Source organism: Providencia sp. wls1943 (genome assembly GCF_009706275.1).
Taxonomy (GTDB): Bacteria; Pseudomonadota; Gammaproteobacteria; order Enterobacterales; family Enterobacteriaceae; genus Providencia; species Providencia zhijiangensis.
The window spans coordinates 279,554-303,171 of the sequence record NZ_WLTU01000025.1; the positions used below are offsets into that span (position 1 = coordinate 279,554).

General features: G+C 44.5%; 22 protein-coding genes. 14 read left to right on the top strand and 8 right to left on the bottom strand.

All coding sequences use genetic code 11. The annotated features are described in order from the left end of the window. Window positions 1–23: 23 nt before the first annotated feature. Window positions 24–677 carry an oxygen-insensitive NAD(P)H nitroreductase gene (nfsB, locus tag GKR48_RS15385; protein ID WP_154628700.1) on the bottom strand — a complete coding sequence of 218 codons (654 nt, stop codon included), beginning with the start codon at window positions 675–677 and terminating at the stop codon, window positions 24–26. Window positions 678–776: 99 nt separating this feature from the next. Between nfsB and GKR48_RS15390 the strand changes: the two genes are divergently transcribed. After that, window positions 777–1,166: a winged helix-turn-helix transcriptional regulator gene (locus tag GKR48_RS15390; RefSeq protein WP_195848263.1), complete on the top strand. Its 390-nt coding sequence runs from the start codon at window positions 777–779 to the stop codon at window positions 1,164–1,166. A gap of 73 nt (window positions 1,167–1,239) precedes the next feature. Here the strand turns inward: GKR48_RS15390 and ubiF are convergent, their stop codons facing one another. After that, window positions 1,240–2,427: a 3-demethoxyubiquinol 3-hydroxylase gene (gene ubiF, locus GKR48_RS15395; RefSeq protein WP_154628770.1), complete on the bottom strand. Its 1,188-nt coding sequence runs from the start codon at window positions 2,425–2,427 to the stop codon at window positions 1,240–1,242. A gap of 337 nt (window positions 2,428–2,764) precedes the next feature. Here ubiF and miaB point away from each other — a divergent pair, with 337 nt between their 5' ends. The 5 genes from miaB (at window position 2,765) to lnt (ending at window position 8,358) form a co-directional block, all read left to right on the top strand. Continuing rightward, complete coding sequence (gene miaB, locus GKR48_RS15400; RefSeq protein WP_154628702.1) at window positions 2,765–4,195, top strand: tRNA (N6-isopentenyl adenosine(37)-C2)-methylthiotransferase MiaB; 1,431 nt, start codon at window positions 2,765–2,767, stop codon at window positions 4,193–4,195. Between the two features lie 86 nt (window positions 4,196–4,281). Beyond that, window positions 4,282–5,280, top strand: a complete 999-nt coding sequence (locus GKR48_RS15405; RefSeq protein ID WP_225577265.1) for a PhoH family protein — start codon at window positions 4,282–4,284, stop codon at window positions 5,278–5,280. Next, complete coding sequence (gene ybeY, locus GKR48_RS15410) at window positions 5,281–5,748, top strand: rRNA maturation RNase YbeY (RefSeq protein WP_154628703.1); 468 nt, start codon at window positions 5,281–5,283, stop codon at window positions 5,746–5,748. Between the two features lie 190 nt (window positions 5,749–5,938). Continuing rightward, a complete protein-coding gene (gene corC / locus GKR48_RS15415) occupies window positions 5,939–6,823 on the top strand; it encodes a CNNM family magnesium/cobalt transport protein CorC (RefSeq protein WP_154628704.1) in 885 nt (294 codons plus the stop codon). Next, window positions 6,823–8,358 carry an apolipoprotein N-acyltransferase gene (gene lnt, locus GKR48_RS15420; RefSeq protein WP_154628705.1) on the top strand — a complete coding sequence of 512 codons (1,536 nt, stop codon included), beginning with the start codon at window positions 6,823–6,825 and terminating at the stop codon, window positions 8,356–8,358. The genes corC and lnt overlap by 1 nt, the downstream gene beginning before the upstream one ends. Window positions 8,359–8,423: 65 nt before the next feature. Here the strand turns inward: lnt and GKR48_RS15425 are convergent, their stop codons facing one another. Further along, the gene (locus GKR48_RS15425; RefSeq protein ID WP_154628706.1) at window positions 8,424–9,347 is read right to left on the bottom strand and encodes a sugar kinase; all 924 of its coding nucleotides are present in this window, start codon (window positions 9,345–9,347) and stop codon (window positions 8,424–8,426) included. Then, entirely contained in the window at window positions 9,344–10,366 is a 1,023-nt protein-coding gene (locus GKR48_RS15430; RefSeq protein ID WP_154604622.1) for an SPFH domain-containing protein, read from the bottom strand. The genes GKR48_RS15425 and GKR48_RS15430 overlap by 4 nt, the downstream gene beginning before the upstream one ends. 171 nt (window positions 10,367–10,537) lie before the next feature. On the opposite strand from GKR48_RS15430, the gene GKR48_RS15435 reads away from it, so the two are divergent. Next, window positions 10,538–11,251 carry an NUDIX hydrolase gene (locus tag GKR48_RS15435; RefSeq protein ID WP_154628707.1) on the top strand — a complete coding sequence of 238 codons (714 nt, stop codon included), beginning with the start codon at window positions 10,538–10,540 and terminating at the stop codon, window positions 11,249–11,251. Window positions 11,252–11,473: 222 nt separating this feature from the next. On the opposite strand, the gene GKR48_RS15440 is transcribed toward GKR48_RS15435, so the two are convergent. Genes GKR48_RS15440 through GKR48_RS18320 form a run of 4 tightly spaced genes read right to left on the bottom strand, consistent with a single transcriptional unit; the run spans window position 11,474 to window position 15,246 of the window. After that, complete coding sequence (locus GKR48_RS15440; protein ID WP_154628708.1) at window positions 11,474–11,974, bottom strand: redoxin domain-containing protein; 501 nt, start codon at window positions 11,972–11,974, stop codon at window positions 11,474–11,476. 7 nt (window positions 11,975–11,981) lie between these two features. Next, window positions 11,982–12,710, bottom strand: a complete 729-nt coding sequence (locus tag GKR48_RS15445; protein ID WP_154604619.1) for a DsbA family protein — start codon at window positions 12,708–12,710, stop codon at window positions 11,982–11,984. After that, complete coding sequence (locus tag GKR48_RS15450) at window positions 12,707–14,785, bottom strand: protein-disulfide reductase DsbD family protein (RefSeq protein WP_154628709.1); 2,079 nt, start codon at window positions 14,783–14,785, stop codon at window positions 12,707–12,709. Before GKR48_RS15450 ends, GKR48_RS15445 begins: the two co-directional genes overlap by 4 nt. Before the next feature lie 47 nt (window positions 14,786–14,832). Then, window positions 14,833–15,246 carry a metal resistance protein gene (locus tag GKR48_RS18320; protein ID WP_442959387.1) on the bottom strand — a complete coding sequence of 138 codons (414 nt, stop codon included), beginning with the start codon at window positions 15,244–15,246 and terminating at the stop codon, window positions 14,833–14,835. Between the two features lie 520 nt (window positions 15,247–15,766). On the opposite strand from GKR48_RS18320, the gene GKR48_RS15455 reads away from it, so the two are divergent. The 7 genes from GKR48_RS15455 (at window position 15,767) to holA (ending at window position 23,601) form a co-directional block, all read left to right on the top strand. Then, window positions 15,767–16,660 carry an amino acid ABC transporter substrate-binding protein gene (locus tag GKR48_RS15455; RefSeq protein ID WP_154628710.1) on the top strand — a complete coding sequence of 298 codons (894 nt, stop codon included), beginning with the start codon at window positions 15,767–15,769 and terminating at the stop codon, window positions 16,658–16,660. A 114-nt stretch (window positions 16,661–16,774) separates the two neighbouring features. Further along, a complete protein-coding gene (locus GKR48_RS15460) occupies window positions 16,775–17,515 on the top strand; it encodes an amino acid ABC transporter permease (protein ID WP_154628711.1) in 741 nt (246 codons plus the stop codon). Window position 17,516: 1 nt separating this feature from the next. Continuing rightward, window positions 17,517–18,197: a glutamate/aspartate ABC transporter permease GltK gene (gltK, locus tag GKR48_RS15465; protein ID WP_154628712.1), complete on the top strand. Its 681-nt coding sequence runs from the start codon at window positions 17,517–17,519 to the stop codon at window positions 18,195–18,197. Further along, window positions 18,194–18,919, top strand: a complete 726-nt coding sequence (locus tag GKR48_RS15470) for an amino acid ABC transporter ATP-binding protein (RefSeq protein WP_036947670.1) — start codon at window positions 18,194–18,196, stop codon at window positions 18,917–18,919. Before gltK ends, GKR48_RS15470 begins: the two co-directional genes overlap by 4 nt. A gap of 513 nt (window positions 18,920–19,432) precedes the next feature. Then, window positions 19,433–22,015: a leucine--tRNA ligase gene (leuS, locus tag GKR48_RS15475; protein ID WP_154604616.1), complete on the top strand. Its 2,583-nt coding sequence runs from the start codon at window positions 19,433–19,435 to the stop codon at window positions 22,013–22,015. 12 nt (window positions 22,016–22,027) lie between these two features. Further along, window positions 22,028–22,567: an LPS assembly lipoprotein LptE gene (gene lptE / locus GKR48_RS15480; protein ID WP_336431184.1), complete on the top strand. Its 540-nt coding sequence runs from the start codon at window positions 22,028–22,030 to the stop codon at window positions 22,565–22,567. Then, on the top strand, window positions 22,567–23,601 hold the full coding sequence (holA, locus tag GKR48_RS15485; protein WP_154628713.1) for a DNA polymerase III subunit delta: 1,035 nt from the start codon (window positions 22,567–22,569) through the stop codon (window positions 23,599–23,601). The genes lptE and holA overlap by 1 nt, the downstream gene beginning before the upstream one ends. Window positions 23,602–23,618 lie beyond the last annotated feature (17 nt).

Sequence of the window (23,618 nt, forward strand, 5' to 3'; positions counted from 1 at the left end):
CGGCTTATTTTTTATGGCGTGAATTAAAGTTCAGTCACAATCTCATCCAATGGAAGCCTAGCCTTAGGTAATAACGAATTAAAATCGTCATCTGTTTTATACCCAAGAGCTACAACCGTCACCGCATTCAGTCCTTTCTCATCTAAACCAAACTCATCATTCAGTATTGAGAAGTCAATGCCTTCCATCGGTAATGCATCAACTCCCAATACCGCGGCACCCAATAATAAAGCCCCCATATTTAAATAGACTTGTTTTTCTATCCAATGCGGCAAATCCTTCAATTCATTCTTATGTAAATTCACAAAAAATGAACGAGCCATATGATTCTGCTCTTTAAATTCGCTTTTCAGATATCGCCCTTCTTCATCTTCGAGATCTAAAAGATGCAGTAAATAATCCTCAGGCAACTCTGTTTTTCCACACATCACAATGACATGAGATGCATTGCGAATTTTTTCCTCATTGAATGAGTACCCGCCAGCCGTCGCATTGATGATTTTTTGTTTTGCTTCAGGGCTACTTACCATCAAAAAATGCCAAGGTTGCACGTTGACACTCGAAGGGCTTAATTGGAGCAACGCTTTTATCTCAGTCAGAGTTTCATCAGAAATCGTTTTATTCGGGTCAAAGCTTTTCGTTGCATAACGGGTATTTAAAACATTAATTAAGTTCATGGGATCCTCTAAGTTAAATAAACTGTATTGAATTTTGAACATCCTAATGTTAAAAGTACAAACAGACAAGTACGCACATTAATGGCATATACTATACAAATGGATACTATCAAAAAAAGACGCTACACAAACTACACCTACGATGGATGCCCTGTAGAAGCCTCATTAGAGCTAATGGGAGGAAAAGGGAAAGGCGTGATCCTGTATCATTTACAGGGAAAAACGCTGCGATTTAATGAAATAAAAAGGAAATTAGTTTTCATTACACCGCGCATGCTGACCAAACAATTACGAGAACTCGAAAGTGACGGGCTAATTACTCGTCATGTCTATCCCGAAGTACCGCCTAAAGTTGAGTACTCAATGACCCCTGCGGGTGAATCTTTAAGTGCGGTGATTAATGCACTGCAAGAGTGGGGAGAAAAATATGGGATCCCGCTATTGGATAAGAGAGAGCAAGGCTTAAATACCGAAGAAGATAGTGAATAACGGGAAAGTTACCCAGACAAAACATCTGGGTAACGGATTATGATACAGAAATTAATACCATAAACGGGTTAGGCTACAGCCCAAGCGCATATTTCAGGGCTAATTTCTTCGCCTCGCCTGCACGCTGCGCGGTCATCAAGCCAAAGTTTCTCAGCATTTTCAAACCCGGTAAATTCTCGCTGAACGCCATATAGAAAATATCCATTCCCGCCTGCATCACTAGGTTGTCAGGTAAACGGCGTCGCTGATAGCGCTTAAGCACATCCAAAGACTCCCATGCCTCAACACACTCACGCGCTTGGTAAATGACCTTCAATAACACATCCACATCGCGATAACCGAGGTTTACCCCCTGACCTGCTAACGGGTTGATAGTATGCGCCGCATCACCAATCAGCACCAAACCATCCATCACATAGCGGCTTGCATGGTGGCGAGTTAAAGGAAATGCGCCCGATGCGATGGCTTTTACTGCACCGAGTCGCTCTGGGAACGCTTCCGAGATAGCACCAGTAAGTTGCTCCATAGATAGACTTTGCAAACGGCGAATCTTAGCAGGGCTGTCATACCACACAAGGGATGCCCAGTTATCATACAGCGGTAAAAATGCCCTTGGGCCTGATGGGAAAAACTGTTGCCATGTACGGTCTTGCTGCGGCGTATCCGTTTGGATAGTGATCAGCATACAAGATTGGCGATATTGCCAACCTCGGCTTCCAATACCCGCCATTTTACGCACTTGAGAATTAGCACCATCCGCGCCAACTACCAGTTTGGTTTCCAGAACGCGCCCATCTTCCAAGTCAACCATCCAGTGTTTTTGCCCATGAGGTTGATGTAAATTCACCAACGTCGCAGGGCAGACTAACTCAAGGTTGCTGTACTGTTCGCACTCTCGCCACAATGCCAACTGTAAAACGCGGTTTTCCACCATAAAGCCAAGCTCAGGTAAGCCTAAACTTTTGGCATCAAAAATCACATTGCTGCCCGGCTCTTCCCAAGTTTCTAATTCACGATAAGGCGTGCTGCGCATCGCTTCTACATGTTTCCATGCCCCTAATTGCTTTAGCAATTCAATAGAGGCACTGCTGATGGCCGAGATACGCACATCTGGCGTACTGCTCCCATCAAATTCGGTAGGCTGGGCTTTCTCAAGTAAAGCCACTTTCATCCCTTCTTGGGCGAACCCTAATGCCGCTGCAGCACCGGTCATTCCCGCACCAACCACAACAACATCATAAAATTCAGTTAGTTTATTCATCATGATAGCTACTATTAACTGTTTGATTTATTTAGTATACCGAAAAATTCTTACCCCCGCAGGCAATATCTACGCTCGGGCTCTGGTCACTGATGCCTCAAATGAATACAATACTCGTCAATCTTTAAAACAATAGGCAAATAGCCTGCCCTTAAGTATTTGGTGATGATATTATTTTAGCATGTTATTACTGGGTGATTTTTGCATTTAATCCAATACAGAACGCTGTTCTTAATCAAAATGCGGTGAATTTCCCCATCATCATAGGGTAGGACTTTGGATTTACAACGCGTTTCGAAGTCCCCATTTTAGACCTCGAAAACACCGGATACACGACATGTCGACAAATAAAAAGTTATATATGAAAACTTGGGGCTGCCAGATGAACGAATACGATTCATCTAAAATGGTCTCTTTATTAGAAAGCACCCACGGCTATCAACTGACTGAAATTGCTGAAGAAGCAGATCTGTTGTTATTAAACACTTGTTCGATCCGCGAAAAAGCCCAAGAAAAGGTGTTCCACCAGCTTGGTCGTTGGAAATTCTTCAAAGACAAAAACCCTGACATCATCATTGGTGTCGGTGGCTGCGTCGCATCCCAAGAAGGCGATTTTATTCGCCAGCGCGCACCTTGCGTTGATATCGTTTTCGGCCCGCAAACTCTGCACCGTTTGCCGGAAATGATTAACCAAATTCAAGGTAACCGCAGCCCAATTATTGATATTAGCTTCCCTGAAATTGAAAAATTCGACCGCCTGCCAGAACCTCGCGCTGAAGGCCCAACCGCGTTCGTTTCTATCATGGAAGGCTGCAACAAATACTGTACGTTCTGCGTTGTGCCATACACACGCGGTGAAGAAGTTAGCCGCCCTTGTGACGACATCCTATTTGAAATTGCACAGTTAGCGGCGCAAGGCGTACGTGAAGTGAATTTACTGGGTCAAAACGTTAACGCCTACCGTGGCGAGACGTTCGACGGTGAAATCTGCTCATTTGCCGAATTATTACGTTTAGTGGCCTCTATCGATGGTATTGACCGCGTACGCTTCACCACTAGCCACCCAATTGAATTTACCGATGACATCATCGAAGTGTATCGCGATACCCCTGAGCTAGTAAGTTTCTTACACTTACCAGTCCAAAGTGGCTCTGACCGCGTACTCACCATGATGAAACGTGCGCATACTGCATTGGAATATAAGGCGATTATCCGTAAATTACGTGAAGCGCGCCCAGGTATTCTGATCAGCTCCGACTTTATTGTTGGCTTCCCAGGGGAAACCAACGATGATTTCGAAAAAACCATGAAGCTGATTGCAGACGTGAATTTTGATATGAGCTACAGCTTCGTCTACTCCGCACGTCCAGGTACGCCAGCGGCGGATTTACCGGATGATGTTAGCGAAGACGAGAAAAAACAGCGTCTGTATCTGCTGCAACAGCGCATTAATCAGCAAGCAATGAGCTTCAGCCGTGCCATGCTGGGAACAGTACAACGTATTTTAGTGGAAGGCACTTCACGTAAAAATGTGATGGAGCTTTCAGGTCGTACCGAAAATAACCGCGTAGTGAACTTTGAAGGCACTCCGGACATGATCGGTAAATTTGTTGATGTCGAAATCGTCGATGTTTATACCAACTCTTTACGCGGTAAAGTGATTCGTACTGAAGATCAAATGGATCTGCGTGTTCATGAGTCCCCAGAATCCGTGATTGCACGTACCCGTAAAGAAGATGAACTTGGCGTTGGTAACTTCCAACCCTAAAGATAGGATACTCAGTGACCGATAACAAACCTTTGCAAGTCGCAACACAAGAGATTTTCTTAGAGCCCGCAGATAATCAGCGTTTAATGAGCCTCTGCGGGCCATTTGACGACAATATTAAGCAATTAGAGCGTCGTCTTGGTATTGAAATCAATCGCCGAGACAACCGTTTTAAGCTTTCGGGTAAAGCGCTTAATATCCAAGCTGCCAGTAAGATTTTACGCCAGCTGTACGTTGATACCGCGCCAATCCGCGGTGTGATCCCTGACATTGATCCTGAAAATATTCACCTTGCCATTGTCGATAGCCGAGTGCTTGAGCAATCCGCAGAAAGCGTACCTGACTATGGTAAAGCCGTGAATATCAAGACCAAGCGCGGCGTGATCAAACCTCGTACCCCAAATCAAGCGCAGTACATTGCCAATATCTTAGATCACGATATTACATTTGGGATTGGTCCTGCGGGAACGGGTAAAACTTACCTTGCTGTTGCAGCAGCCGTCGATGCATTAGAACGCCAAGAAGTGCGCCGAATTCTACTCACCCGCCCTGCGGTTGAAGCTGGCGAAAAATTGGGTTTCTTGCCGGGTGATTTAAGCCAGAAAGTGGATCCTTATTTACGCCCGCTATACGACGCGCTGTTTGAAATGCTCGGTTTTGAAAAAGTTGAAAAACTGATTGAACGTAATGTGATTGAAGTGGCCCCACTGGCTTACATGCGCGGTCGTACACTGAACGATGCGTTTATCATTTTAGATGAGAGCCAAAACACCACCATCGAACAGATGAAAATGTTTTTAACCCGTATTGGTTTTAACTCTAAAGCCGTCGTCACTGGGGATATTACTCAGGTCGACTTGCCAAGAGGCAGCAAATCCGGTTTAAGACACGCCATCGAAGTGTTGTCGAACGTGGATGATTTAAGCTTTAATTTCTTCCATAGCGAAGACGTGGTGCGTCACCCTGTCGTGGCAAAAGTTGTCATGGCTTATGAAGCATGGGAAGAACAAGACAGCAAACGTCGCCAGCAACTGAAAGAAGAAAAAGAGCAACAACGTGAGCTTGAAAAGCAGGAAAATCACTAAATGAGCGATGTTATTCTCGATTTACAAATAGCGAGCGAAAATACCGACGGCTTACCCTCTGAAGCGATGTTTCAGCGCTGGGTCAATGCGGTATTACCCAAGTTTCAAGCTGAAAGTGAAGTCACTATCCGTATTGTTGACGAAGCCGAAAGCCATGAATTAAATCTGACTTACCGTGGAAAAGATAAACCGACTAACGTGCTGTCATTCCCATTTGAAGCGCCACCTGAAGTGGAGCTCCCGTTGTTAGGAGATTTAATTATTTGCCGCCAAGTTGTGGAACAAGAAGCCGCCGAGCAGCAAAAAAGTGAAGAAGAACATTGGGCGCACATGGTGATTCACGGTTGCCTGCATTTACTCGGTTATGATCATATTGAAGATGATGAAGCTGAAGAAATGGAAGGATTAGAAACCGAGATCCTCGCAGAAATGGGTTATGCCGATCCGTATCTTGCGGAAAAAGAGTGAGCTCTCTATAATTTTTAACGTTAACAAGCATTTTTAGACGTAAAACGATGTCTGTAAACGTAAAGAATATGCTTCAACGCTAACCCATAAATTGTTTCGCTAAACAAAATGTTTTAAGCTAAACAATTCATACCTAACTCTATGGGTTAGCGATTTTTCTAATTAACTGAGGAATAATAAATTAAACGCCATGAGCGACGATAACTCTTCGAGTAGTGACAACCCTGGGCCTAAGAAAGGTTTTTTTGCATTGCTAAACCAACTTTTCCATGGTGAACCTAAAAACCGTGATGATTTGGTCGAATTAATTCGTGATTCTGAACAAAACGATTTAATTGACCCGGATACCCGTGAAATGCTGGAAGGCGTCATGGATATTGCTGATCAACGGGTACGTGACATCATGATCCCTCGCTCTCAAATTGTTACCTTAAAACGTAACCAAAGCCTTGATGAGTGCCTCGATGTCATCATCGATTCTGCCCACTCTCGCTTCCCTGTTATCAGCGAAGATAAAGATCATATTGAAGGGCTATTAATGGCAAAAGATTTACTGCCATTTATGCGTACCGATGCAGAACCATTCAGTATTGATAAAGTGTTACGTCAGGCCGTTGTTGTTCCTGAAAGTAAACGAGTAGACCGCTTACTCAAAGAATTCCGTTCCCAGCGTTACCACATGGCCATCGTGATTGATGAGTTCGGCGGTGTCTCTGGTTTAGTGACTATTGAAGATATTTTAGAGCTGATCGTCGGTGAGATTGAAGACGAGTATGACGACCAAGATGATGTGGATATCCGCCAGCTGAGCCGTCATTCGTACTCTGTTCGCGCCTTGACTCAAATCGAAGACTTTAATGACGCCTTTGGCACGAATTTTAGTGATGATGAGGTAGATACCGTTGGGGGCTTAGTCATGCAAGCCTTTGGTCACTTACCATCCCGTGGTGAAACCATAACCATCGATAACTACCAGTTTAAAGTTTCCATGGCGGATAGCCGTCGAATTATACTGCTTCAAGTGAAAATTCCTGACGATGCCCCAGTGCCTACTTTGGATGAAGAACAGAGTTAATGAACTTATCCTCTATTTATCAAAGCCAGTGGCTACGCCTGCTGCTGGCTTTACTATTCGGAGCCAGTGGTACACTGGCTTTTTCGCCTTTTGACTTCTGGCCTGCCGCTCTCCTTTCTATTTTCTTTCTCCAGCTATTAACCCTACACAGAACCGCCAAGCAAGCTTTTGCTATCGCGTTCGCGTGGGGATTTGGCTTATTTGGCAGCGGTGTCAACTGGGTATATGTCAGTATCGCCGATTTTGGCGGGATGCCGGATGCGGTTAACGTATTTATCGTTATCTTACTGGCTGCCTATCTGTCGCTGTACCCCGGCCTATTTGGTCTGCTGCTCAATAAACTCACCCCCAACGCCAATGTTTGGCGCTTAGTCTTGATGGCGCCTGCACTGTGGCAAGTAACAGAGTTTCTGCGTGGTTGGGTACTGACTGGCTTCCCATGGCTGCAATTTGGTTATACCCAGATTGATGGGCCGATGAAATCATTAGCGCCAATTTTTGGTGTTGAGATGATAACCCTGCTGCTATTTAGTATCAGTGGCTTACTCGTTCTGGCAGCCATTCGCCGCCGCTTTATCCCTCTGGCTTGCGCTGCTGCGCTGTTGCTGGTTCCACTGTTAGCTCAAAACGTCCAGTGGTTCACACCTCTGAATGATAAAACCATGGAAGTGGCATTGGTACAGGGAAATATCCCTCAATCGATGAAATGGGAAGCGGGCTTTTTGCAGCAAACCAAAGATCGCTATATCAAGCTTTCTAGCCCTTATATTGGCAAAGCCGATATGATTATTTGGCCTGAATCAGCCATTCCCGTGGTGGAATTGGAAAATCAGCCGTGGCTCAAAGCGCTGGACACATTACTGAATGAAACTAAGACGCGGTTAATTACAGGTACTGTCGATGCTAAACCCGTCAATGGCGATTCGGTATTCTATAACTCCATCATTGTACTGGGAGATAGAAAACCTTACCTTTACCCAACTAAAAATCGCTATAACAAACATCACTTAGTCCCATTCGGTGAGTTCGTCCCATTGGAAGATTTATTGCGTCCACTTGCGCCATTCTTTAATTTACCGATGTCAGGCTTTAGCCGTGGAGACTATCAACAGCCTCAATTAGCGATTGGTAATATTCATCTAACAGCAACCATTTGCTATGAAATTATTCTGGGTACTCAAGTTAGAGATAACTTCAAACCTGACAGTGACTACTTACTGACAATTTCAAATGATGCTTGGTTTGGTGAGTCGATTGGCCCTTGGCAGCATTTCCAAATGGCAAGAATGCGCTCATTAGAGCTTGGTCGCCCGCTATTACGCGCCACCAACAATGGCGTAACGGCGGTCATTAATGCGGATGGTTCCATTCAAGGTATCCTGCCACAATTCCAAGATGCGGTACTGGCTGCAGAAGTCACACCAACAACGGGATTAACCCCTTATGCTCGTTGGAGTAACTGGCCGATGTGGGGTCTGGTCGCTATATTTGGTATTGTCGGATTTACCCTTAATCGTCGTCAAAAACGCCATTAATTAACGCGTTAAACTGATTAAAAATCCCCGACATCTCGATTGATGATTCGGGGATTTTTTTTAATCTAACCAATTAATAACCCCTGCGTTTCTGCTATCCCAATTGAGGCAATACAACCTGCGTTGAAATTCAAATAATCATCTTCAATACCATCGGAAAAAATTACGCCATTTTCAGGCATTAAAGACTCTAATTGTAATGGCGAGGTTTGCTCAATGGTACCAAACACTAATTCTGTTCCTGTCGTTCGGCTGCGAAAAGGTTCCCTTACGCTGAACTGTAACCGTTTTTCATCCCAACCAAATCCCTGCGATAACGGATGAGAGTGAGTCCCTGCTATCGCCTGAGCCCCTGCAATAATAGATTGAAACCATCCCGTTGACCCCAGTCCTGTCGAGACAATAATCCCTGATGACGATTGAAATTCTTGCTGCCCTTGCCATTTCACTCTATAGCGTGCGGATGTATGGCTTTTAGGGCCTATAAATAGGTCGTTAACGGCTAATAGCGTTTGTCCATCGTTGGTTGTAGCTTGCGCAAAAGTAACGGATTTTTGATTCACTTTTCCAGTTAGTGTACGCGTCACCACCTCGGATAACTGTCCAATTTCAAAGGGCAGTAATTTACCATCCCAGCGTGTCGGTTCTGGGTTTATGGCGATCACCGGCTGTCCATTAAGGTATTTGAGGGTATTTGCCACTAAACCATCTTGCCCTATAACCACCACGATATCTCGTGCTGAAAACTGGTAGCTAGGTAACAGTTTTCTTTCCAGTAATTGAAAGCGCCCTATCCCTTTTAGCACCGACTCGGCTTGGATTAACTGCCGCTGATACACATCATGTTCAAGTAGGTAATCACTCACTTCAACATCATTATGTTCAAGGTAAAATTTTGCTTGTGACCAGGTATTGAAACGCTCAATTAACTCCTGCATACGGGTTTTTCGCATCACCAACACAAAACGAACATCATCATGCTGACTCATTGTTTGGCTCCTTTTTTCATCAATTGACCAAATAAATCTGGCGAGAAGTTAATTTCACCAATTTTACCTGCGTTTTGAGCCAAGGATTCAAACGCCATCGCCATCAACTGCTCTGGATTCATTTTCGCCAATGCCATCGCCTTCAAATTCTCCACCGGCAATTGACTATAGGCTTTCATTTTGGCTTCAATGGCATAAGCATCCGCTTCTGATTGAGTACGTTGGTTTTCAACACTCAGCGCCACCAGCTCGTTACGTTTAGCTTCCAAGTTAACCTGAGCTATCAACTCTTCTTGTTCAATTTCAGCACGTTCACGCAGCAATGTGCGCTCATTATCCAATCGGGCTTCTTCAATTTGCTGCTGCTTAGCTTGTACTGATAAATCCGTTTCTAATTCAGCCTCTTTAATGGTTCTTTCCTGCTCAACGGAGAATTTGCGTCTCGCATAAATCGCATCATCAGCTTCTTTCAAAATCGATTCCCGAGCTTGAGCTTCCAGCGCTTTGAGCGTTTCAGGAGACGGTGTAATAGCTGAAATAGCCACATCCAAAATTTCTATACCTAACGATTCAAGAGCAGGATGCTCAGACAGTTGTTGAGAAACCAACATCACCAATGGTTGCCCCATGAGTAATGCATCTCGCAAATCGGTACTTTGCGTTTTTGCTTGGATGACAGTTTGCGCACTACGAACCACCCTATCACTCAGCTTTAAAGGGTCTTCTGACGCATAAGATTTACCATCTTGAGCAAGGTTAAAATTCAAGACATCCGCTGTTTTTTCTGGGTATTTCACCTGAAATGAAATTTGTCCTTGAATGCGTAAGCTTTGGAAATCCGCCGTCTGTAGATTAAAAATAAATGGCGCTTCTTGGGCGTTCAAAGGTAATGCCGCAATGGACGTTTTATCTGCGTTATACCAAAAACTTAATCCTTTACCTTGCTTACGTACTGCCCCATTGATGGATTGAATAATGAATGTCGATGAATCTGATTTGAAGTATTTAAAATTTAACATGTCCTACCCCGCTTAGTGTCTTTGTGAAATCAATTAGTGTCTTTATGACCTTAATTAATTATTGTCCTATAGACATAAATAAGTCAACACATAAATGTCTTAATGACACTAAATAAATTTTCGCGTATGATTTAACGCAAGACTAAAAACAGGGGAAAGGATCTTAATCACATGACAGAAAAAGAGTTTTTATCGAATTATGATCGGAAAGATTATTTAACTCCTTTGCTCACGGTGGATACCGTATTATTCACTTATCATGAAAACACCTTAAAAGTGCTGCTTGTGGAACGCGCTAATTACCCGCAAAAAGGCCAATGGGGGTTACCGGGTGGGTTTGTTGATGAAAATTGTGATACCACGTTAGACGATACGGTATATCGCAAACTAAAAGAGAAAACGGGGGTTGTTCCTCCTTATATCGAGCAGTTATGTACTGTAGGAAATTCAGAGCGAGATCCTCGCGGCTGGTCCGTAACAGTCTGCTATACTGCACTTATTGCTCACCAAGCCTGCGAAGCGCACATTGAAAGTGTTCATTCCGTTAAATGGGTCTCCATCGAAGAAATTGAAGGCATGACACTGGCTTTCGATCACCACCAGCTTTATTTACAAGCCCGCGAACGTTTACGCCAGAAATCCCTTTATTCCATTGTGCCGGGATTTGCGCTACCGGAAGTATTCACCTTAGCCGAGCTGCAACATGTTCATGAAGTTTTAATCGGCAAAGCCATACAGAATAAATCCTTCCGCCGCCGTTTAGAGCAAGCTGATTTACTGATTGATACAGGGGAAAAACGCCAAGAACGCGGACGTCCAGCCAATCTTTATCGCTTAAAATCACAATCAGCTGACTATCGGTTTATTCGTAATCTCGAATTTTGATGAGAGAATTTAATCAAAAAAAATGCCCTTGATAATCCTACCAAGGGCATCAGACTGCTGACAAACCGGCTAGGTTTGGTGGCAGGTTGAATAGGTTTTGAAAATAACTAGGAAAATCAATTCATTGATTTTCGCCTGATAACACAAAGCAGGAAAAACGACGCTTTTATCCTGCTTTGTCAACAACCTCATGCCCTTGATGCTGATACCAAGGGCATTTCATTAAAACGAAGCGAGCCATAAACGGCTTTTCAGCCCCAGATAACTCGTCCAGCCAGAAGTAAAACTCACCATTTTACCTTTATCGATAATCATAAAGGTCGGTGTTGCTGTCACGCCAACCTGTGCAGCCAACTGACCATTGGTATCATTCACTACAGGAAAATCTAATTCCTTTTTTTCCATTCCGGCTAACAGTCGAGAAGATTCCCCCGAACGCAGTGCTATCGTCACCACCGGAACTCCTGATTTCGCTAAATCAGAAACGGTTGGCGATGTGAAGCGGCAAACACCGCACCATGTTGCCCAGAAATAGACTAAAACTGGCTGTTTTTGGCTGAGTTCAGCGATAGAAACCACCTCACCCGTTGCAAGGGTGAGTGGTTCTAATAATACGGGGGAAAGGCTTTGCGGTTTACGCCAAAAGTCCATCACCGTAAAAGCGATCACCAAAATCACCGCTAATACGAGAAGCTCTTTCGACCACTTTTTGAGTCTCCCCATCACGCCATTATTTCGCTTTGCTGAGCTGTTCTTTCACGATGCGTTCAAATTCTTGTGCATCTACAGCGCCTGGGATCATTTCATCACCCACTAACGTTGCCGGTGTGCCGTTCACACCCAGCATATTAGCTAGCTCAAGGTTTTTACGGATAGCCGCACGGCTCTTATCACTCGCTTTTAACTTACCATTACCGGTTGCCTGTAGCGCTTCTTTGATATTCGAATCCGACAGCATGCCCTGTTTCGCCATCAGTTTTTGGTGTAATGCTAAGAACGCTTTTGGATTTTCTTGCCATAAAGTCATCGCTAATTGCGAAGATTCCAGCGAGGTTTCCCCTTTAAATGGCAGGTACTTGATGACAACTGCAACATCCGGGTTTTTCTTCACAATATCTTCTAACAGTGGGTCAAAACGTTTGCAGTATGGGCAGTTAAAGTCAGTAAAGTTTACTAAGACTAATTTTGCGTCTTTCGAACCAATACGTGGGCTAGTCGGGTCATTAAACAGGGCATCATGCTGATCTTTTAATACCTGTTTCATTTGCGCTTGCTGTTTCTCGCCTTGCTTCGCTTGTAAAGCCACAATCGCTTCTTCAAGGATCTCTGGATTCTCAACTAATGTATCGCGTACCAACTTACGGACTTGTGCTTCTTGGTCAGCAGTCAGTGGCGCTGCATGTGCTGTGGCCCCTAATACTAGTGAGGAAAATAAAACAGCTAATATCGTCTTTTTCATTTTTCGGCTCCTTTGGCCTCAGTCATAATTGATAATAAAGTTTCACGATCAAGTATTGTTGACAGTATTTTCCCCTCTGTCAGATTAGGGCCATAAATCTGGTTAAACGGCACGGCTACTTGTCCTCGACGTTGTAAAAATGCTGAGATTTCCGGTGACGGTTTTGTCCAATCCCCCCGTAGCGCGACGACATCCGGTTCACTCAGTAAGTGCTGAATTTCATCATTAAGTAGGACGTTATATTTATTCGCCTTACACGTCACACACCAGTCTGCGGTCACATCAATAAACACACGTTTATTATCTGCCAGCGCTTGTGTGATTGCGTCTTCAGACAGTGTTTGCCATTGAACCTTATCGGAAGCTAGCGTTTGGTGACCTTGTTGTTGGTCTATCGCCATCCAAGCAAACCCAGCACCCAATACCGAGAATAATAGGAATGGGAAAATTGCCGCACGTACGCCTCGGTTCTTAAGAATAAATAACACTAAGATTAATAAAAACAGTACGGCGATAACGGTGGCGGTCATTGCACCAAAATGGGGAATTAATAAGCTGATTAACCATAAGCAGGAAATCAACATCATTAAGCCCAGTACCGCGCGCAATTTCAGCATCCACGTTCCCGGCTTCGGCAACGCTTTCGCAATGACAGGGAACGCTGCAATCAATAGCCACGGAAGGCTCATTCCGATACCTAATGCCGTGAAAATCAGCCACAACTCTGACATTGGTGCCGCCAGTGCGAAGGCGACAGCCGTGCCCAAAAAGGGTGCAGAACAAGGTGTTGCTAAGAGTGTCGCGAAGACCCCTTGCCAGAAATGCCCACTATTACCCTGTCCACCAGCAGTGGCTAAGCGCGTATTCGCTTTGCTGCCTAGGTTAATTTCAAACAACCCAAATAAATTCGCGGTAAACAGCGCCGTAATCAGCACCATAAAGCCGATAAACCACGGGCTTTGAAACTGAATTCCCCAACCAACAACCTGCTGACCCCATCGCAAGAATGTCATCAACAAGGCTAATAACCAGAATGAGACCAAGATCCCCAATGAAGAGAGCAAGAATTGCCGACGAATGGTATTTTGTTCACCTTGAGGAACCAATAAGACAGAGCCGAGTTTCATCGCCAGTACAGGCAAGACACACGGCATTAAGTTCAGGATCAGACCGCCAAGTAGCGCAAATAGAACTATCTGCCATAAACCCAGCGCGTGTCCACTGTCATCCCCAGATGCAGAACCGGTATAAGGCACGACATTGCCATGAATTTGCTGAGATAAATCACCGTCCGCTACGACAAATGAAACCGTTTTACCAACAAGATTAGGCGCTTCGCCGCCCCAGTCATCGCTAACATCAATGGTGGCGGTTAATTTGTTGCCAGAATATTTTAGGGATGGAACCCCAAGGCTCGCGCCATCCACAACATCGGTAAACAGATGTGGGTCAATCCACGTATTATCGGCGGCTTTTTGTAACTCTACCGTTAATTTATTGCCAGCAAAGCCAAATTGCGCCTGTTCAACAAGACCACTAGCCGCAGGCACGCTGCCTTTTGCTTGATTAAATGCCCAGCTAAAATCCGCAGGAACTGGTTCAGTGAGATCTAATTCAAATGGATAGTCAGTTAAAATACAAACATTGCTGCACGTAGATAATGTCAGTGTGCCTGATAATTTATCAAGATGCTCACTGCTGGTGACTGTAATAGGGAAAACCACGTCTCCCATATAACCTTGTGTAGACACGCCCGCGACATCAAAGCGCCCCGGCGTTGGCCATAGCCACTCCACAGTTTTGACGGGTGAAGACCAGCTTATTTCCGGTGCAACGCCCCCTTCTCCCGGTGAGCGCCAATAGGTCTTCCAGCCATCATCGAGTTTTACATCCAGTAAAATATCGACCTTGCCCTCTTTTTGTGCAGAGCTCAGCAAGCGAACCTGTACATGGCTCGGTGTGTTTGCGGTCATAAAACCCGTGTTTGCAGGTTGCAACCAGCCTGTATCCGCAGCCTGTAAGCTGCTAGAAAATACAGTGAATAAAACAATTAACGCATTAATAAAAAAACGCATGATCCCTCCAGAATAAATAACAGCGACGAACAATAAGCCGCGGCTTTCTAATCCCGAAGATTACAGAATTGTAGATGACGCCGAACGCCAGGTGGGGAATGGCTCTCTTCACGGTTTGCTCTATATATAAATAGCCTAGTGCAAAAGATAGCGAATGCCGCTAAAGAAAGAAATATAAAAAAGAGAGGCTCTATCACAGCAGGAACAAGAGTAAGGAGTGATTTGGAACTTAATTCACACGTTGAAAGTTTAACGGGCTTGCTATTTTGTTCATTTATATCAGAAAGATAATGCTCTGAGGAGAGCTGGATTTGATTCGCTACCGCAGACGCCTGTGTCGAAGTAGATGTCAACATTGAGGCGAATAGACGCTCCCCGACGGCTCTTTGATTCATACAAACCAACACCATCAGACAGGCAAACAGCACTAATCCTTTACCTAGCTTCATCGACCTCGTCATGTCTGTCTCAGATTATCTTCCTGAATTCACAATAATTAGCTAATTAAGTTAATAACAGGTTACATCTTACACAGGCAAATAAGCAACACAAGCACCATCATCTAACTTTACAAACAGTTCTCATCTATAAAATTCACTATTTTTTGCATTTTATCTGAAAAGCGGCACAGAACTTGCTACTTACTTAATAAATAGAAAACGAAACTATTTTGCACACTTTCGGTGCACGATAGTCGAGTTTCGGCAGTTTGTCTCTTTATTGGTGTCGCAGTTCACAACTGCCTAAATAATATGCGAGACAGCTCCCGAATTTAAAACAATTCGTTTTCAAAACTCATATTTTTTAATTACTTTTTAACAATAATAAAACATACAGCCGATGATCGTGTCATGATAAAAACCTCACGAAACATCTGCAAACACAACACCACAAAACCAAAATAAATCGAGTAATGTATCGTTAAAACACACACCTCGAAATATGGCGGATTGACACCGATGTTCTAAAGGAGCTGTAATTATGCGTATTAGCAAGCTTGTTTTAACAATGATGCTTTTGGGTGCAACCTGCGCAGTTCAAGCAGAAGAATTAAACGGTACTCTGAAAAAAATCAAAGATAACGGTGTGATTGTCGTGGGTCACCGCGAATCGTCAGTGCCATTTTCTTACTATGATAATAATCAGAAAGTTGTTGGCTACTCACAAGACTATTCCAACCTCATTGTTGATGCAGTGAAAAAGAAACTCAATATGCCTGATTTACAGGTGAAATTGATCCCTATCACCTCGCAAAACCGTATTCCATTACTGCAAAACGGCACATTTGATTTCGAATGTGGCTCCACAACAAATAACCTAGAGAGACAAAAACAAGCAGCCTTCTCTAATACTATTTTCGTGGTCGGAACTCGCCTGCTCGCGAAAAAAGACTCCGGTATCAAAGATTTTGCTGATTTGGCTGGCAAAAACGTGGTTGTAACCTCAGGTACAACGTCAGAAGTGATCCTGAATCAGTTAAATGATCAGAAAAACATGAAGATGCGCATTATCAGTGCTAAAGACCACGGTGACTCATTCCGTACTTTAGAATCTGGTCGTGCGGTTGCCTTTATGATGGATGATGCCCTATTAGCTGGTGAGCGCGCAAAAGCGAAACAACCGGATATCTGGGAAATCGTAGCAAAACCGCAAACTGAAGAAGCTTACGGCTGTATGCTGCGTAAAGATGACCCACAATTCAAAGCATTAGTTGATGAAACTATCTCAACTGCACAAAAATCTGGCGCAGCGGAAAAATCATTCGACCGCTGGTTTAATCAACCAATCCCACCGAAGAACCTGAATCTGAAGTTTACGTTATCTGATGAAATGAAAGCGCTGTTCAAATCACCAAACGATAAAGCATTAAACTAATAAAAAAGACAAACAGGGTGTTACTGAAGTAGGAGTCGCAAGGCGGTCGTTCCCGCCTTGCTTTCTCTTATTGCGGTATTCGGGACAATCAAATTGCCCACAGGAAGTCATATTATGTCAATTAATTGGAACTGGGGGATATTCCTTGAGAATGCCCCATTTGGGAATACCACCTATTTAGGGTGGCTAATATCTGGTTTAGAAGTCACTGTCACGCTATCCATCTGCGCTTGGATCATCGCCTTTCTAGTTGGCTCATTCTTCGGTATTTTACGCACAGTACCTAATCGCTTTTTAGCCTTTTTAGGGAGTGCTTACGTTGAATTATTCCGTAACGTTCCGCTGATTGTTCAGTTCTTCACTTGGTATTTAGTGATCCCTGAACTGCTACCTCAATCCATCGGCGATTGGTTTAAAATGGAGTTAGATCCTAACTACCAGTTTTTCCTCTCTTCCATGCTATGCCTTGGCTTGTTTACGGCTGCGCGAATGACCGAGCAAGTTCGTGCTGCGATTCAATCTCTACCAAGAGGGCAACGTAATGCCGCGCTTGCGATGGGGCTAACTCTGCCACAAACCTATCGTTATGTGCTGCTCCCGAATGCTTATCGCGTCATTTTACCGCCGATGACTTCGGAAATGCTGAACTTGGTGAAAAACTCCGCTATCGCATCCACTATCGGGTTAGTGGATATGGCGGCTCAAGCAGGAAAATTACTCGATTACTCCGCCCATGCTTGGGAATCTTTCACAGCAATCACGCTCGCATATGTCGGTATCAACTTGATTATTATGCTGCTAATGAGCTTGCTTGAGCGCAAAGTGCGCTTACCCGGCACACTAGGAGGACGCTAAGATGGCTTATCAATTTGATTGGAGTTCCATTGAGCCAAGCATCCCATTCTTAGTGGATGGCTTTATTATCACAGCCAAAATTACGGCAGCTGCCATTGTGGTTGGGATTTTATGGGGAACCGTACTCGCCGTTATGCGTTTATCCAGCATTAAGCCACTGCGTTGGCTGGCGGCCTTTTACGTCAACACCTTCCGGTCAGTTCCATTAGTTATGGTACTGTTTTGGTTCTATTTAGTTGTGCCTAACATATTACAAAATGTTCTAGGCTTATCACCAAAAAATGATATTCGTTTAATATCCGCAGTGGTAGCCTTCTGTCTTTTTGAAGCGGCTTACTACTCTGAAATTATCCGTGCAGGTATTCAAAGTATCTCGAAAGGTCAGGCAAGCGCCTCCCTCGCTTTAGGTATGACCCAAATGCAAACCATGCGTTTAGTCGTATTACCGCAAGCGTTCAGAGCGATGGTGCCATTATTGCTGACCCAAGGTATTGTATTATTCCAAGATACCTCTTTAGTGTATGTTCTTGGGCTAACCGACTTCTTCAGAACCGCGACCAATATTGGTGAGCGTGACGGTACGCAAGTCGAAATGATACTCTTTGCGGGACTCATCTACTTTATTTTCAGTTTCGGCGCTTCAATGCTGGTGAATTATCTTAAGAAAAGGACTATTTCATGATTACCCTGAAAAATGTATCGAAATGGTATGGCCAATTTCAGGTGCTCACAGATTGCACAACTGAAGTCAAAAAAGGCGAAGTTGTGGTTGTATGCGGGCCGTCTGGTTCTGGTAAATCCACATTAATAAAAACAGTAAATGGGTTGGAGCCAATTCAACAGGGTGAAATTTTCGTTAACGATATCCAAGTTAATAGCAAAAAAACTGACCTTGCGAAGCTGCGCTCAAAAGTCGGCATGGTGTTCCAACACTTTGAACTGTTCCCTCACCTTTCCATTATTGAGAACCTAACATTAGCGCAAGTTAAAGTGTTAAATCGCGACAAAAAAGCCGCTGAAGCTAAAGGCTTAAAATTACTGGAGCGTGTGGGATTGGCGAGCCATGCCAATAAATTCCCTGCGCAGCTCTCTGGTGGTCAACAGCAACGTGTCGCCATCGCTCGCGCGCTGTGTATGGATCCGATTGCCATGCTGTTTGATGAGCCAACTTCTGCCCTCGATCCAGAAATGATCAACGAAGTGCTGGATGTTATGGTGGAGTTAGCGAATGAAGGCATGACCATGATGGTGGTAACGCACGAAATGGGCTTTGCGAAAAAAGTGGCTAACCGCGTGATTTTTATGGATGAAGGGAAAATTATCGAAGACAGTAAAAAAGAGGATTTCTTCGCTAATCCGAAATCAGACCGCGCGAAAGATTTTCTGGCAAAAATCTTACATTAATCTCGTTTTAGGTTGCAGAAAGTCCGACAGGGCTTTTTGCAACTTCTCTCTCAGCTTTTCTTACCCACACAAAATTCACCTCGTTTTCTTAATTGGCACTTTTCCGCGCTTGAAATCTCTTAAAAAATTCTCTAACGTGTTCTAAGTTCAAACAAAACCTTGAACAAGGCAAATTCACCCTGAAATAGTTCAAGTTTTAGATAGTAAATTGAATTATGATAGGCGATACGCTTATTATTTTGTGCGCGCTCTTAGTTTCATCAACGTATGGCAATATCAACGTATCGCCAACCACTTTGTAGCACAAAATATAACAAACAGCTGAAACAGCAAGACCAAGTCCCTGTAAATTCATCTAATCGACGATTCATCGTTTTTTACAGACACAATGGCTTTCGGCATTGTTGTTTTCATGTGTGATCCGCTATGCTATGCGGATCCATTTTATAGAAAAGACATTCACCTGCTACAGACTAAACTGTAGCGATTATTCACCATAGGATTATCGGTGCCATGCAAGAACAATATCGTCCAGAAGATATAGAGCCTAAAGTACAGCGTCACTGGGATGAACACCAAACGTTCAAAGTGACAGAAGACAACAGCAAAGAGAAATACTACTGCCTGTCCATGCTACCTTACCCTTCTGGTCGACTACACATGGGCCACGTTCGTAACTACACCATTGGTGACGTGATCTCCCGCTACCAGCGTATGCTGGGTAAAAACGTTCTGCAACCAATTGGTTGGGATGCGTTTGGTCTGCCAGCTGAAGGGGCTGCTGTTAAAAATAACACTGCGCCTGCACCATGGACTTACGCCAATATCGATTACATGAAAGGTCAGCTGAAAATGCTGGGCTTCGGTTACGATTGGAACCGCGAAGTGACCACCTGTACGCCAGAATATTACCGTTGGGAACAGTGGTTCTTCACTAAGCTGTATGAAAAAGGCTTGGTCTACAAAAAAACCTCCGCAGTAAACTGGTGTCCACACGATTTAACCGTTCTCGCAAACGAACAAGTTATCGACGGCTGCTGCTGGCGCTGCGATAGCCAAGTTGAGCGTAAAGAGATCCCTCAGTGGTTTATTAAAATCACCGACTACGCTGAAGAGCTGCTCAATGACTTGGACAAACTGGAAGATTGGCCAGAACAAGTTAAAACCATGCAGCGCAACTGGATTGGTCGCTCAGAAGGTGTAGAAATCACGTTTGATGTTGCCGACCGTGCAGACAAATTAACCGTCTACACGACCCGCCCAGATACCTTTATGGGAGCAACCTATGTCGCGGTTGCAGCAGGTCACCCATTAGCGCAAGAAGCTGCCAAAGCGAATAGCGAATTAGCCGACTTTATCGATGAGTGCCGTAATACAAAAACTGCGGAAGCGGATATGGCAACCATGGAGAAAAAAGGTCTGGCAACAGGTCTGTATGTCGTTCATCCATTAACCCAAGAAAAATTACCAATTTGGGTCGCGAACTTTGTTCTGATGGAATACGGCACAGGCGCAGTGATGGCCGTTCCAGCTCACGACCAACGTGACTGGGAATTTGCTCATAAATACAATCTGCCAATCAAAGCAGTAATTGCAGATGCTGAAGGCAACACGCCTGACTTATCTCAAGAAGCGATGACTGAGAAAAATGCCCTGATCAACTCAGGTGAGTTTACTGGTTTAAGCAACGAAGCGGGCTTCAACGCGATCGCAGATAAACTGGTTTCGCTTGGTGCGGGTCAACGCAAAGTCAATTATCGCTTACGTGACTGGGGTGTTTCCCGTCAACGTTACTGGGGCGCGCCAATTCCAATGGCAACCTTAGAAGATGGTACCGTAGTTCCAGTTCCTGAAGACCAATTACCGGTTATTTTACCGGAAGATGTCACCATGAACGGCATCACTAGCCCGATTAAAGCGGATCCTGAGTGGGCAAAAACCACCATTAATGGTCAACCAGCGCTGCGTGAAACCGATACGTTCGATACCTTTATGGAATCATCTTGGTACTACGCACGTTACACTTGCCCACAATACGATGATGGTATGTTGAACCCAGAAGCAGCAAACTACTGGCTGCCAGTGGATCAATACATCGGCGGAATTGAACACGCCATCATGCACTTAATGTATTTCCGCTTCTTCCACAAATTAATGCGTGATGCAGGTCTGGTGAACTCTGATGAGCCAGCAAAACGTTTACTGTGCCAAGGTATGGTTCTGGCTGATGCCTTCTACTACACCGGTAGCGATGGCCATCGTGTATGGGTTTCTCCTGCGGATGCCATTGTTGAACGTGATGACAAAAACCGCATTACTAAAGCAGTAGACAGCGAAGGCCATGAACTGGTTTATACTGGTATGAGCAAGATGTCTAAATCTAAGAATAACGGTATCGACCCGCAATTAATGGTCGAAAAATACGGTGCTGATACCGTCCGTCTGTTCATGATGTTCGCTGCGCCACCAGAATTAACTCTGGAGTGGCAAGAGTCTAGCGTTGAAGGGGCTAACCGTTTCGTTCGTCGTGTATGGCGTTTAGTTCATGAACACGCACAAAAAGGTGCAACTCAGCCATTAGACATCAGCGCATTAACCGCAGAACAAAAAGATTTACGTCGCGACTTACATAAAACCATCGCGAAAGTGACTGATGATGTGGGTCGTCGTTACGCATTCAACACCGCTATCGCAGCGGTCATGGAATTTATGAACAAGTTAGTTCGTGCTCCGCAAGAAACTGAGCAAGACCGCGCTTTAGTTCAAGAATCTCTGGATGCTATCACGCTGATGTTGTCGCCAATCATTCCACACGCCTGTTTCGAAATGTGGAAAGCATTAGGTCACAATGACGATATCGATTTTGCAAGCTGGCCTGTGGCTGATGAACAAGCCATGATCGACGATACCAAACTGGTTGTTGTTCAAGTTAACGGCAAAGTACGCGGTCGTATTACCGTTCCTGCTGATGCTAACCAAGAATTCGTTCTGGAAATGGCATCACAAGAAGGCAGCGTCGCGAAATACCTCGAAGGCGTTAGCATCCGTAAAGTCATTTATGTACCTGGTAAATTACTGAACTTAGTTGTTGGCTGATAAGGAGCCCAAGTGCGCTATCTGATAACTCTATTTCTCAGCCTGTCGGTGCTCGTCACCGCAGGTTGCGGTTTTCGTCTTCAAGGAACCACGCAACTTCCCGAAGAATTGAAAACATTACAGTTAAGTTCTGGCGACCCGTACAGTTACCAAACTCGTGTGGTTAGGGAACAGCTGCGACTCAATAACGTGACTCTGCTCGATTCTGGTCGCGCTGATGTGCCTATTTTGAAAATCATAGGTTCAACAGAAAGCACCGATACCGTTTCGATTTATCAAGATGGTAAAGCGGCGGAGAAACAACTGACATTGGTCATGAAGGCGCAAGTATTAATGCCGGATGGCGCGATTTATCCGCTGGAAACAAAAGTTGTGCGGACTTTCTTTGATAACCCGTTAGAAGCGCTCGCAAAAGATGCTGAGAACGAGATTGTGAAGCAAGAGATGCAACAACAAGCAGCACGTAACATCGTGCGCAAACTGCTTCTGGTTCACAGTGCTGAGTTAGAAAAAGCGAAAGCGCAAGCGGCTGAGAAACCTGTTGCCGAATAATGATACGCATTTATCCTGAACAGCTGGCCTCTTCGTTACAAGAGTCTCTAAGAGGCCGCTATCTCATTTGGGGCTCCGAGCCCCTTCTTATTCAAGAAAGCCAAGATGCTATTCGCCAAGTTGCACGCCAGCAAGGTTTTGAAGAGCATTTTACTTTCGCTTTAGAGCAAAATACGGATTGGGATGAAATTTTTAGTCTCTGCCAAGCGCTGAGTCTATTTGCCAGTCGCCAAATGCTCACCCTGTTCTTGCCTGAAAATGGCCCGAATGCCGCGATGGCAGACAAGCTAACGCAGCTTGCAGGTTTACTTCATTCCGATCTGCTATTAGTTCTACGCGGACATAAACTCACCAAAGCGCAAGAAAATAGTGCTTGGTTCAAAGCCATCAGCCAAGATGGTATCTATGTCAGTTGCCTAACCCCTGAATACCAACGTTTGCCGCAGTGGGTCTCTAAACGTGCTAGCCAAATGCGGCTCTCATTAGAAACTGAAGCAAACCAATTACTTTGCTATTGCTATGAAGGTAATTTATTGGGATTAGCGCAAGCGCTGGAGAGACTTTCCCTGCTCTATCCGGATGGAAAGCTCACTTACCCTCGTGTCGAAAGTGCGGTGAATGATTCCGCCCACTTTACGCCCTACCATTGGGTTGATGCGATCCTAGCGGGTAAGCCGCGCCGTTCATGGCATATCCTTGAACAGCTCAAGCAAGAAGATGTTGAACCTGTCATTTTACTGCGAGCTATCCAACGGGAATTAATGTTGCTGATCACGTTAAAACGTCAATCCGCTACCACCTCATTAAAAACGCTATTTGACCAACATAAAGTTTGGCAAAACCGTCGAGGATTGTTAGGCGAGGCACTGCAACGTTTGAGCTTACATCAATTACAATCTGCGTTAATGCTGCTCACCCAAGCTGAAATTCACACTAAGCAGGATTTTTCTCACTCTTCATGGCCGGATTTGCAATCTCTTTCCATGGTGTTATGCGGTAAAACCGATGCTGAACATTTTATTTTGCCGCGATAATAGCCAGTAGCTCAGTA